General features: G+C 73.3%; 13 protein-coding genes. 8 read left to right on the top strand and 5 right to left on the bottom strand.

The features are described from left to right. Window positions 1–65: 65 nt before the first annotated feature. On the bottom strand, window positions 66–641 hold the full coding sequence (locus AC060L_RS03600; RefSeq protein WP_483796911.1) for an Lrp/AsnC family transcriptional regulator: 576 nt from the start codon (window positions 639–641) through the stop codon (window positions 66–68). Between the two features lie 200 nt (window positions 642–841). On the opposite strand from AC060L_RS03600, the gene pdhA reads away from it, so the two are divergent. The 4 genes from pdhA to AC060L_RS03620 all read left to right on the top strand — a co-directional run bounded on the left by pdhA (window position 842) and on the right by AC060L_RS03620 (window position 6128). Further along, window positions 842–1975 carry a pyruvate dehydrogenase (acetyl-transferring) E1 component subunit alpha gene (gene pdhA, locus AC060L_RS03605; RefSeq protein ID WP_483796913.1) on the top strand — a complete coding sequence of 378 codons (1134 nt, stop codon included), beginning with the start codon at window positions 842–844 and terminating at the stop codon, window positions 1973–1975. Between the two features lie 41 nt (window positions 1976–2016). After that, on the top strand, window positions 2017–2979 hold the full coding sequence (locus tag AC060L_RS03610; protein WP_483797057.1) for an alpha-ketoacid dehydrogenase subunit beta: 963 nt from the start codon (window positions 2017–2019) through the stop codon (window positions 2977–2979). 5 nt (window positions 2980–2984) lie between these two features. After that, the gene (locus tag AC060L_RS03615) at window positions 2985–4331 is read left to right on the top strand and encodes a dihydrolipoamide acetyltransferase family protein (RefSeq protein WP_483796914.1); all 1347 of its coding nucleotides are present in this window, start codon (window positions 2985–2987) and stop codon (window positions 4329–4331) included. A 177-nt stretch (window positions 4332–4508) separates the two neighbouring features. Continuing rightward, entirely contained in the window at window positions 4509–6128 is a 1620-nt protein-coding gene (locus AC060L_RS03620; protein WP_483796915.1) for a globin domain-containing protein, read from the top strand. A gap of 55 nt (window positions 6129–6183) precedes the next feature. Here the strand turns inward: AC060L_RS03620 and AC060L_RS03625 are convergent, their stop codons facing one another. Then, the gene (locus tag AC060L_RS03625) at window positions 6184–6687 is read right to left on the bottom strand and encodes an NUDIX domain-containing protein (RefSeq protein ID WP_483797058.1); all 504 of its coding nucleotides are present in this window, start codon (window positions 6685–6687) and stop codon (window positions 6184–6186) included. Window positions 6688–6932: 245 nt separating this feature from the next. Between AC060L_RS03625 and AC060L_RS03630 the strand changes: the two genes are divergently transcribed. Further along, window positions 6933–7358, top strand: a complete 426-nt coding sequence (locus AC060L_RS03630) for an SsgA family sporulation/cell division regulator (protein ID WP_483796916.1) — start codon at window positions 6933–6935, stop codon at window positions 7356–7358. A gap of 39 nt (window positions 7359–7397) precedes the next feature. Here AC060L_RS03630 and AC060L_RS03635 read toward each other — a convergent pair whose 3' ends face one another. Continuing rightward, on the bottom strand, window positions 7398–7772 hold the full coding sequence (locus tag AC060L_RS03635) for a phage holin family protein (protein ID WP_483796917.1): 375 nt from the start codon (window positions 7770–7772) through the stop codon (window positions 7398–7400). Window positions 7773–7877: 105 nt separating this feature from the next. Here AC060L_RS03635 and AC060L_RS03640 point away from each other — a divergent pair, with 105 nt between their 5' ends. The 3 genes from AC060L_RS03640 (at window position 7878) to AC060L_RS03650 (ending at window position 9358) form a co-directional block, all read left to right on the top strand. After that, on the top strand, window positions 7878–8195 hold the full coding sequence (locus AC060L_RS03640) for a cupin domain-containing protein (protein WP_483796918.1): 318 nt from the start codon (window positions 7878–7880) through the stop codon (window positions 8193–8195). Window positions 8196–8254: 59 nt separating this feature from the next. Continuing rightward, window positions 8255–8947, top strand: a complete 693-nt coding sequence (gene tenA, locus AC060L_RS03645) for a thiaminase II (protein ID WP_483796919.1) — start codon at window positions 8255–8257, stop codon at window positions 8945–8947. Window positions 8948–9157: 210 nt separating this feature from the next. After that, entirely contained in the window at window positions 9158–9358 is a 201-nt protein-coding gene (locus AC060L_RS03650; protein ID WP_483796920.1) for a DUF5326 family protein, read from the top strand. 286 nt (window positions 9359–9644) lie between these two features. Here AC060L_RS03650 and AC060L_RS03655 read toward each other — a convergent pair whose 3' ends face one another. Beyond that, the gene (locus AC060L_RS03655) at window positions 9645–11141 is read right to left on the bottom strand and encodes an SPFH domain-containing protein (protein WP_483796921.1); all 1497 of its coding nucleotides are present in this window, start codon (window positions 11139–11141) and stop codon (window positions 9645–9647) included. 240 nt (window positions 11142–11381) lie between these two features. Further along, window positions 11382–11588 (bottom strand): hypothetical protein, encoded by a 207-nt coding sequence (locus AC060L_RS03660; protein WP_483796922.1) that lies wholly within the window; start codon window positions 11586–11588, stop codon window positions 11382–11384. Window positions 11589–11920 lie beyond the last annotated feature (332 nt).

The following is an 11920-nucleotide window of genomic DNA, read 5'->3' on the forward strand; positions in this document are numbered from 1 at the left end:
GTGCGTCTGATCGACCGCTGCGCGGCGATCGACCGCGGACATCCGGGTGGGCCGGGCCGGGCGGCTCAGGCGGGCGGTACCCGGTCGGTCTCCTCGAAGACGAGCAGCGTCTGGGTCGCCAGCACCTGCGGGATGCTCTGGATGCTGCCCAGCACCAGCTCGCGCAGCGCCCGGTTGTCGGCCGTGTGCACCAGCATCAGCACGTCGAACTCGCCGCCGACCAGCGCGATGTGCGCGACGCCTGGCAGGTCGAGCAGCTGCTCGCGCACGGTCCGCCAGGAGTTCTGCACGATCTTCAGGGTGACGTAGGCCGAGGCGCTCTGCCCGGCCCGCTCGTGGTCGATCCGGGCGGTGAAGCCGCGGATCACCCCGTCCTCCATCATCCGGGCGATCCGGGCGTAGGCGTTGGCCCGCGACACGTGCACCCGCTCGGCGACCGAGCGGACCGAGGCCCGGCCGTCCTGCTGGAGCAGCCGCAGGATCGACCGGTCGACCCGGTCCAGGCCGCGCTCGGGGCTCTGGCTCGGACCGGCCGACAGCGAGGCCGGCTGCGGTGCCGACGGTGACCCCGACTGCGCCGTGGACTGCGATGCCGGCTGCGCCGGGGTCATGCCATGTCCGGCCATTTGTTCAGTGCCCATGTCCCCCGAGCCTCCCAAGATGGACGTGCTGCTTCCACTCGACCGCTCTGACGACCGATTGTCCAGCACCTTCACGTGACTGTGGCCACAATGAATAGACAACCGAACAATCGGTTGGGAGGCAATCCCCTCAGGCAGTCCCGTAGGCAGTCCCGCTGGCCCCCACAGCGCCCGCCCTCCCCACCCCTTGGAGGTGCCCGATGACCGTCCTCGACCACCGGCCCACCGCGCCGGTCCCAGGCTGGCTGCCCGGAGCGACCGAGCTCCGGACCGACCCCGCGCCCCTCCTGCCGGACTCGACTCCGGTCCGCGTACTCGGCACCCCCGAGCTGGAGAAGTACGACCCGGCCCTGCTGCTGGAGCTCTACCGCCGACTCGTCGTCGGCCGCCGCTACAACCAGCAGGCGACCACCCTCACCAAGCAGGGCCGGCTCGCCGTCTACCCGTCCTCCACCGGCCAGGAGGCCTGCCAGGTCGCCGTCGGCACGGTGCTCGCCGAGCGGGACTGGCTCTTCCCGAGCTACCGCGACACGCTCGCCGTGGTCGGCCGCGGGGTGGACCCGCTGGAGGCGCTCACGCTGCTGCGCGGCAACGCGCACACCGGCTACGACCCGCTGGCCACCCGCACCGCCCCGCTCTGCACCCCGCTCGCCACCCAGGCCCCGCACGCGGTCGGCCTCGCGCACGCCGCCCGGCTGCGCGGCGAGCAGGTGGTGGCGCTGGCCATGCTGGGCGACGGCGGCACCTCCGAGGGCGACTTCCACGAGGCGCTGAACTTCGCCGCGGTGCTGAAGGCGCCGGTGGTCTTCCTGGTGCAGAACAACGGCTACGCGATCTCGGTGCCGCTCACCCGGCAGTCCGCCGCGCCGAGCCTGGCGCACAAGGCGGTCGGCTACGGCATGCCGGGCCGGCTGGTGGACGGCAACGACGCGCCGGCCGTGCACGCGGTGCTCTCCGAGGCCGTCGAGCGGGCCCGCAGCGGCGGCGGCCCGACCCTGATCGAGGCGCTCACCTACCGGGTGGACGCGCACACCAACGCCGACGACGCGACCCGCTACCGGGTGGCGGACGAGGTCGCGGCCTGGCAGCAGCACGACCCGATCCTGCTGCTGGAGCGCGAGTTGCGCGGGCTCGGCCTGCTGGACGACGCGGTGGCGGCGCAGGCGACCGACGAGGCCGAGGCGCTGGCGGCCCGGATGCGGGCCGAGTTCCACGCCGAGCCGGTGCTCGACCCGGCCTCCCTCTTTGCCCATGTCTACGCCGAGCCGACCCCGCAACTCCGGGAGCAGGCAGAGCAGTTGGCAGCCGAGCTGGCTGCGGAGGAGAATCGGTGAGCGCTGTGGCAACGGCTGGTGCGTCGACGCGTACGTCGACGATGGCGCAGGCGCTGAACGCGGCGCTGCGCGACGCGATGCGCGAGGACCCGGCGGTGCACCTGCTGGGCGAGGACGTCGGCTCGCTCGGCGGCGTCTTCCGGATCACCGACGGCCTGACCGCCGAGTTCGGCGCGGACCGCTGCCTGGACACCCCGCTCGCCGAGGCCGGGATCCTGGGCACCGCGGTCGGCATGGCGATGTACGGGCTGCGCCCGGTCGTCGAGATGCAGTTCGACGCGTTCGCCTACCCGGCGATGGAGCAACTCGTCTCGCACGTCGCCAAGATGCGCAACCGGACGGCAGGGAAGATGGCGCTGCCGATCACCGTGCGGGTGCCGTACGGCGGCGGGATCGGCGGGGTCGAGCACCACAGCGACTCCTCCGAGGCGTACTACGCGAACACCCCCGGCCTGCACGTGGTCACCCCGGCCACGGTGGCCGACGCGTACGGGCTGCTGCGCGAGTCGATCGCCTCCGACGACCCGGTGGTCTTCCTGGAGCCGAAGCGGCTCTACTGGTCCAAGGCCGAGCTGGACACCGCGGCCGGCGTCGAGCCGATCGGCCGGGCTGTGCTGCGCCGTCCGGGGCGCTCGGCGGTGCTGATCACGTACGGCCCCTCGCTGCCGGTCTGCCTGGAGGCGGCCGAGGCGGCGAAGAGCGAGGGCTGGGACCTCGCGGTGCTGGACCTGCGCAGCCTGGTGCCGTTCGACGACGCGACGGTCTGCGAGGTGGTCCGCTCGGTCGGCCGCGCGGTCGTGGTGCACGAGTCCACCGGCTTCGGCGGGGTCGGCGCGGAGATCGCCGCTCGCGTCACGGAGCGGTGCTTCCACCACCTGGCCGCACCGGTGAAGCGGGTGACCGGGTTCGACATCCCGTTCCCGCCGCCGATGCTGGAGCACCACCACCTGCCCGGGGTGGACCGGATCCTGGACGCGGTCTCGCAGCTCCAGTGGGAGGAGTGAGCGTGATGCCGATCGTGCGCGAGTTCACGCTGCCCGACCTGGGCGAGGGCCTGACCGGGGCCGAGGTGGTGCGCTGGCTGGTCGAGGTCGGTGACGTGATCGCCGTCGACCAGCCGGTGGTGGAGGTGGAGACTGCCAAGGCGATGGTGGAGGTGCCCTGCCCGTACGGCGGGGTGGTCACCGCGCGGTTCGGCGAGGTGGGCGAGGAACGGGCGGTCGGACAGCCGCTGGTGACGGTCGCGGTCGCGCCGGAGCCGGGGACGGTCGTGCCGGACGCTCCGGTGCAGAACGAGCGCCCGCTGGTCGGGTACGGGGTCGCCGAGGGTGCGAAGGGCTCGCGACGGCGCCGGGTGGGCGCGGCGTCCGTCGTGGCTCCGGCCGCGCCCGTCGTGCCTGCCGCGCCTGTCGCTCCGGTGGCTCCCGTGGCCGTGCCGGTCGCTGTTCCGGTCGCCGCTGCGGCGGTCGTGGCCGTGATCTCGCCGCTGGTCCGCCGGCTGGCCCGGGACCACGGGGTGGAGCTGGCGGCGCTGACCGGCAGCGGCCCCGACGGCCTGATCATGCGGGCCGACGTGGAGCGGGCGATCCAGACGGCGGCCGCTCCCGCTCCCGCACCCGTCGCGGTGCCGGTGCCCGTGCCGGTCGTGGCGGCGGGCGACGAGGTCGTCCCGCTGCGCGGTCTGCGCCGCACAGTGGCCGAGAAGTTGACCCGCAGCCACCACGAGATCCCCGCCGCCACCTGCTGGGTGGACGCCGATGCCACCGAACTGCTCGCGCTGCGGGCGCAGATGAACCAGGCGGACGGTCCCAAGGTCTCGCTGCTCGCGCTGCTGGCCCGGATCAGCGTGGCCGCGCTGGCCCGGCATCCCGAGCTCAACGCGAGCGTCGACCTGGATGCGAACGGCGCACCCGCCGCGCTGCGCCGGCACGCCGCGGTGCACCTGGGGTTCGCGGCGCAGAGTGACCGCGGGCTGGTGGTCCCGGTGGTCCGGGACGCGCAGCTGCTCTCCACCGAGCAGCTTGGGGCCGAGCTGGCCCGGCTGACCGCCGCCGCCCGGGCGGGCACCCTCAAGCCGGCCGAACTGACCGGTGGCACCTTCACGTTGAACAACTACGGTGTCTTCGGGGTGGACGGCTCGACGCCGATCCTCAACCACCCGGAGGCGGCGATGCTCGGGGTCGGCCGGATCGTGGCCAAGCCGTGGGTGCACGAGGGCGAGCTGGCGGTCCGTCAGGTCACCCAGCTGTCGTTCACCTTCGACCACCGGGTCTGTGACGGCGGCACCGCGGGCGGGTTCCTGCGGTTCGTCGCGGACTGCCTGGAGCGGCCGGGGACGTTGGTGCGGCAGCTCTGACCTGTCGTCATATCTGAAAACAGGCAACGGCGGACGCCGTCGTCGTGCGCAAAGCAGATGAGCTTAGCGTGTGACGGCGGCGTCCGTCCGGCATATGCGGGATTTGTCGGATGAGCTGTTTGGGCGTGCGAGTCTGCTGAAGGCGTTGCAGGGACGACCGGAGGCGAAACGATTCTCTTGAGTACCCGTCAGGCTGTGATGAAGTCGCTCCCCGCGCTGCTGGTCCGCTCCGGGCGTGGCTCGGCCGCAGCGGCCGCCGTGCCGGGGATGGCCGGCCGGCCCGAAGCGCCGGTGGTGCCCCCGATGCCGACCGAACCGCCGTCGATCCCGGCGGCTCTGGTGGCTCCCGCCGTCCCGGATCCCCCGGCCGTCGAGTACCCCGTCATCGAGCACCCCGTCATCGAGCGGCCGGCGAGCGGGCAGCCCGTCCCCGAGCAGCTCCCGGTGCGCCGGCCCGAGCACCTGCCCGAGCACCGGGCCACCGGATCGCCGGCCATCGAGCCGCTCTTCCGCTGGGCGCCCGGCCTCAACTGGGCCGGCCCCGGCGACCAGTGGAGCCAGGCATGGGCCACCGAGACGCTCGGCGGGCACCCCGGCCCGCTCGGTCAGCTGTCACCGGCCGGTCCGCCGCCCGCCCCGTCCGCCGCTCCGGCGGCCGCCGCCGAGGCGCCGACCGCGCGTGACATCGAGCTGATCCGGGCCACCCTGGCGGTGGTCGAACCGGTCGCCGACCGCGCCACCGCGCACTTCTACGCGCTGATCTTCCTGCACCACCCGGAGATCCGCTCGCTCTTCCCGGCCGCCATGGACGTCCAGCGCGACCGGCTCTTCCGCGCGCTGCTGCTGGCCGCGCGCAGCGCCGACGACCCCGCCGGACTGACCGAGTACCTGACCCGGCTGGGCCAGGGCCACCGCAAGTACGGCACGCTGGCCGGTCACTACGGGCCGGTCGGCGAGTGCCTGCTGGCCGCGCTCGCCAGGTACGCGGGCAGCCGCTGGGACGCCGAGACCGAGCTGGCCTGGCGCCGCGCGTACGGGCTGATCTCGTCGATCATGATCGGCGCGGCCGAGGGCGCGGCCCGCACCTCGCCGCCCTGGTGGCAGGCCGAGGTGGTCTCGCACCAGGTCTACGGGCGGGACGTCGCGGTGATCACCGTCCGCCCGGACCAGCGGTACCCGTACCGGGCCGGCCAGTACGCCACGCTGGAGACGCCCTGGTGGCCGCGGGTCTGGCGGCACTTCTCGTTCGCCACCGCGCCCCGGCCCGACGGCCTGCTGACCTTCCACGTCAGGGCCCTGCAGACCGGCTGGGTGAGCAGCGCGCTGGTCCGCCGGGCCCGGCCCGGCGACGTGCTGCGGCTCGGTCCGGCGGCCGGCAGCATGGTGGCCGACCACACGGACCCGGCGGATCTGCTCTGCCTCGGCGGCGGCACCGGGATCGCGCCGATCGCCGCGCTGGCCGAGGAGGTGGCCGCGCACGGCGCGGGCGGCCGCCGGATGCAGGTCTTCTACGGCGCCCGGCAGCGCGCCGACCTCTACGAGCTGCCGGCCCTGCAGCAGCTGGCGCAGCGGCACCCGTGGCTCTCGGTGCGGCCGGTGGTGTCCCAGGAGAGGGTGCAGCCGGGGGCGGTGCTGCCAGGGCTGCTCTCCGACGTGGTCACCCAGCTCGGCCCGTGGGACGGTCACCGGGCGTACCTGAGCGGCCCGGCCGCGATGGTGCGCCGGGCCGCCGGCGCGCTGGCCCGTTCCGGCGTGCGCGCCGAGGACATCCACCACGACCTGCCGGACGCCGGATGAGGCCCGGCGGGCGCGGTCGGTCGGGTCGGGCCGGGTGGGGTCAGCCCGGGGCGGGTCAGCCGAGGTCGGGCGCGAGCAGTGCGCGGACGCCCTCGATGTTGGCGGCCAGGTAGGCGCGCAGGGTGGGCGGCACCAGGTTCACCGCGGTCACGCCCTCGCGGGTGAACGGCAGCCGGACGATCTCGTACTCGCCTCGCGGCTCGTCCACCTCGGGGCCGTGCCGGCGCCCGGGGTCCAGCGAGGCGAGCCGGCAGACGAAGAAGTGCTGCACCTTGACCCCGTGCGGGTGGAGCAGCGTGCCGTCCTCGTGGTGCGCGTGCGCGACGGTGTCGACGAAGGCCGGCACCACATCGACCACCTTGCCGCCGAGCTCCTCGTCCACCTCGCGGTGCAGCGCGTCGGTCACCGTGCGGTCGCTCGGCTCGACGCCGCCGCCGGGCGTGATCCAGTACGGGTTGGCGCCGGGGCGGGTGCGTTTGATGACGACCAGCTCGGCCCGGGCGTGCGGGTCGTCGGCGGGCAGGTCGAGCAGGATGGCGCGCGCGGTGCGCTTCACCACCGGGCGCGGGTGCGGGGTCGGCGCGACCGGCGCGACCCGCGCGCTCGGGGCGGCCGGAGCGCCGGGTGCGCCCGGCGTGGTGGTCGCTGTGGTCGGTGTGGTGGTCGTGGGGGACAGGGCGGACGGCACCGCGGTCACCTCCGGAAGGTCCGGTCGGCCCGGACCAGGCGTTGTGCGGGAGTCTCCCGCGCTGCGCCGGAGCCGAAACTCGTACAGACGGACGAAGAGGAAGGCCGGGTTCCGGCATGCTCAGCACACTCAGGGGCCGGATGGCGATGAGTCTGGTGCTCTCCCCCGAACTCGCCGCCGCTCTGGTGGCCGATCTGGAGTACGACCCGGCCGATCCGTACGCGGTCCGGCTGACCTTCCACCTGCCCGGGGACGCGCCGGTCCGCTGGGTCTTCGCCCGGCAGCTGCTGCTCGACGGGATCAGTGCCCCGAGCGGCGAGGGCGACGTGCGGGTCTACCCGGCGGACTCGGAGGCGTCGGAGATCTACCTGCGGCTGCGCGCGCCGGAGGGCGGCGCGCTGCTGCGCGCGGCCGCACCGCCACTGCTCGCCTTCCTGGCCCGGGCCGACCGGCTGGTGCCGGTGGGCCGGGAGTGCGCGGCGGGCGCGCTGGAGGCGCAGCTCGCCGTGATCCTCAGCCGCGGCTGCGGCAACCCGGGCTGACCTGGCCGGTCCGTCGGTTCGGCCAGGCCCCGGCCAGGCCTAGTCGTCGCCGAGGGCCAGGTGCAGGCCCCAGGAGACCAGGCTGATGATCAGTGCGCCGAAGAGCGCCGGCAGGAAGCCCTCGACGTGGAAGTCCAGCTGCAGCCGGTCCGAGGCGAAGGAGGTCAGCCAGAGCATCAGCGCGTTGACCACGAAGGTGATCAGGCCGAGCGTGAGGATGAAGAGCGGGAACGAGAAGAGCTTCACCAGCGGCTTGACCAGCCAGTTCACCACCCCGAAGACCAGGGCGACCAGTACCACGGTGAGCGCCTTGTGCTGGAAGTCGCCGCTCGACAGGGTGATTCCGTTGACCAGCCAGGCCGCCACCCAGATGGCCGCCGCGTTGATGAGGGTCTTGAGGACGAAGTGCTTCATGGCCCGCATCGTCGCAGGCCCGGACGGTCGGCGGAAGCGCCCGCGGGTGGATGTTGTCCGGCAGGGTGTTGAATGCGGGGTGGCAGTGCGAGGGGAGCGAGAGCGATGAAGGTCTTCCGGCTGGACGAGCTGGACGCGGAGCGGGCCGCCAACGACGGTGCGTACCTGCGGTTCCTCAAGGAGCGCCACATGTCGGCCGGCCTGTACGCGCTCGGCCCCGGCGACACCGACACCCAGAGCGCGCACGAGCAGGACGAGATCTACCAGGTGATCAGCGGCCGGGCCTATCTGACCATCGGCGACGAGACCACCACGGTCGGCCGGGGCACCGTCGCGTATGTGCCGGCCGGGGTGCCGCACCGGTTCCACCACATCACCGAGGAACTGCGGGTGCTGGTCGTCTTCTCGCCGCCCGAGGCCTGAACCGCGCGCCCGGAACCGGCCCGCCGAGCGGTGCAGGCGGCCGACGTAGGGTCGGGGCCATGACCCAGACCCAGAACCCGCCCGCGGCGCCGACGCTGACCGAGGAACTGTGGGCCGCGATCGAGCCGGTCTACGCCGCGATCCTCGACCACCCGTTCCTGGCCGGCCTGACCGACGGGACGCTGCCGCGCGCGGCGTTCCGCCACTTCGTCGTCCAGGACTCGCACTACCTGCGCGACTACGCGCGGGCGCTGGCCGTCTGCGCCGCCAAGGCGCCGGGCGAGGCCGAGGTGCGGGCCTTCGCCGACGACGCGATCGGCGCGCTCGCCGCCGAGCAGGGCATGCACGCGGAGTTCCTGGGCGCCTTCGGCTCGACCGCCGACGAGGCCGCCGCCGAACCGGTGCTGCCGACCACCCAGGCGTACACCAGCTACCTGCTCGCGACCGTCTACGGCGGCTCGTTCGCCGAGGCGGTCGCCGCGGTGCTGCCCTGCTACTGGATCTACGCCCGGGTCGGCGAGCAGCTGCTGGCGAAGTCCTCCCCCGGCCCGCTCTACGCGAAGTGGATCGGGGTCTACGGGGACGAGGCGTTCCAGTCCGTGGTGCGCCGGGTGCTCGCGCTCACCGACCGGCTCGGCGAGGAGCTGTCGGCGGCCGAGCGGCGCCGGGTGACCGAGCACTTCGTGACCACCTCGCGGTACGAGTGGATGTTCTGGGACGCGGCCTGGCGGGGCGAGAGCTGGCCGGTCTAGGCCGCCCGCACGGCTCTGCCGGCGGCCCGGAATGCCGCGCCCCCGGGGACAACCCCGAGGTGGGGCCCTTCCGTTGCCTCAGGGTTCTCTCCGGGTTCTCTCCGGGGCCGGATCTCTCGTTTCGCCCTCGTGGCCCTCGTACGATCGAAGTACCGAAAGCGGACGGGATACGGCAGCGAAGCCGCCCCGAAGGGGAGAGAAGGAACGGACATGGCCGAGCTCTGGAAGTCGCTGCCGTCGTGGGTGCGCAACATCGTCGTCCCGATCATCGTGCTGATCATCGCGTTCAACGTGATCGGCTTCGTCTTCGGCGTGGTCGCCGCGCTGGTCGGCTTCGCCGTGAAGGCACTGGTGGTGGTCGGTATCGCGGCCGCCGTGGTGATCCTGGTGAAGAAGGCCGCCAAGAGCTGACGGCCCGCCCGCCCTCCGCTCCGGCGCCCGCCCCCTGCTCCGTGCAGGTGGCGGGCGCTCGGCGTTGCACGGCGTCGTGCGGTGTCGTGCGGTGTCGTGCGGTGTCGTACGGCGTCGGGGGGGGGGGGGTAACCCGTTACTTTTGTTTTTATTCTCCCCCACCCCTTTCTCCCTCCTTGGTCTTTCTGTTCTTTTGCCCCCCCCCCCCTCTTTTGTTTTTCTCCCTGGCCCCGACGGCCTGCGGCTGTGCTGTGCTGCGGCTGTGCTGCGGCTGTGCTGTGCCGGATCAGTTCTGCTCGGCGGCCTCACCCTGGACCGGGATCGACTGCACGGCGGGCTTCGCCGCCGCGGACTGCGGTGCGGCGGGCTTCTTCGCCGCCGCGGCGTCCTCGGTGCCGTTCATCGAGCCGAGCAGCTGGCGCGCCAGCCCCAGCCCGGTGCCGCCCATGGTCAGTGCCTTGGCGAACATCTCGCCCATGCCCTCGGCGCCGTTGAGCAGCACCATGTGCTCGACGTTGCCGAAGGCCTCCGCGCCGGCCCGGACGATCTCCGGCCAGTTCTCGGCGAGCTGCTGGGCGACCACGGCCTCCTGGTTCTCGGCCAGCGCCGCTGCGCGGGCCTTGATCGCCTCGGCCTCGGCCAGACCGAGCGCGCGGGCCGCCTCGGCGGTGGCCAGACCCTTCGCCTCGGCCGCCGCGGCCTCGGCCTGACCGGTCGCCTTGGTCGCCTCGGCGGCGGCCAGACCGCGCGCCTTGGTGGCCTCGGCCTCGGCGATGGCGGCGATCTTCACCCGGTTCGCCTCGGCGCCGGCCCGCAGCTCGGTCTCCCGGGCCTGGGCCTCGGCGGCCGAGATCCGGGCGTCGCGGTCGGCCTCGGCCTTCGTCCGGGTCTCGTACGCGCGGGCGTCGGCCGGCTTGCGGACCTCGGCCTGCAGCTGCTGCTCCTTGCGGTGGCCCTCCAGCTCGGCGACCTTGGTCTCCTGGACCACGACCTCCTGCCGGGAGGCGGCCTGGGCGAGCGGTCCGGCCTGCAGCGCGCGGGCCGCCGCGGTGTCCATCTCGGCCTGGTAGCCGGCCTGCTGGATACCGGAGTTGCGGGTCGCCTCGGCCTTGCGGGCGAGCGCCTCCTGCTCCGCCTCGGTGGCCTCGCGGTCCGCGGAGGCGGCCGCGATCCGGGCGTCGCGCTGGACCGCGGCGGCGTGCGGGGCGGCCAGGTTCTTGATGTAGCCGGTCGGGTCCAGGATCTCCTGGATCTGCAGCGAGTCGATGATCAGACCGAGCTTCTCCATCTCGGAGCCGGAGGCCGCCCGGGTCTCCCCGGTCAGCCGCTCGCGGTCGCGGATCATCTCCTCGACGGTCAGACCGCCGACGATCGAGCGCAGATGGCCGGCGAAGACGTTGTGCACGCGCTGGCCCATCATCTTCTGCTGGTCCAGGAAACGGCGGGCGGCGTTCGCGATGGAGGTCGCGTCGTCGCCGACCTTGAAGATCACCACGCCCTTGACCTGCACCGGGATGCCTTGGCGGGTGACGCACTCGACGTCCAGGTCGGCCTCGTTGAGGTCGAGCGAGAGCTTGCGGACGGTCTGGATGCCCGGCGTCACGAGCGTGCCGCGGCCGGTGACGATCCGGAAGCCGAGGCCCTCACCGCCGCCTTCGGCACGGTGCTTGGAGCCGGAGATGATCAGGGCCTCGTTCGGCTCGGCGACCCGCCAGCAGAGTTTGAACAGGATGACCACGATGATGACTGCAGCGGCTGCGCCGCCTGCGATGCCGTAAAGCATCGGCTGATTCCCCCTTCGGGCCGCACCGGTTCCGTGGCTGCGCTCGGTTGTGCAGGATGGCGCGGAACGCGGTGACGAGTGGAGATTCTGCGCCTCTTCCTCATCGCTTGGGAAGCCGGGGGTGGTGTGTCGTTCGAGCCGGTTTCCGGTACCGGTTTCCGGAGGTGACGAAGTGTGCGTCTTCCGCCCCGGCCGCGACGGTCGGCCGCCGGTGTCGCGGGCCCGCCGCCCCCGGTGCGGTCAGCCGAGGACCGGGGCCACGTAGACCGTGCGCGGTGGCTGGTATTCGACCACCACGACGGCCGTGCCGACCGGCAGCGGATCGCCTGGTACGGCCTGGTAGGCCAGGAAGGCCTCGGTGCCCTGACGCTCCGGAACATGCACGAGTACCTCACCGACCAGCCCTGCTCCGACCCGTCCGGTGACCCGCCCCGTGTACCCGATCATCGCCGTGCGCCCCCTCTGCCCCGGGCGCCTGAACGCGCCTCGTTCGATGCCGTCCAGTCTGCCGCAGTGGCCGGTTGGCGCCATAGGCCGGTGCGGCGGCAGATCGCCTGCCCGGCGGGGCACCGGCCCGGTCGGTGGACCCCCTCTGGACCGTCGCCGGGCGGCCCGCTACCGTGAGGGCGTCTTCGGGCAGGCAACTCCGCCTGCCCAACGGGAGCTCGGAGCACCGGGCTGAGAGGGCGCTGAACGGTACCCGCGGATCATCGCGTACCGGCCGCTGCGCCGACCGCAGGAACCTGACCGGGTAATGCCGGCGTAGGGAGTAGAGGGTC

The sequence above is a fragment of the Kitasatospora sp. NEAU-69 genome (assembly GCF_057158765.1).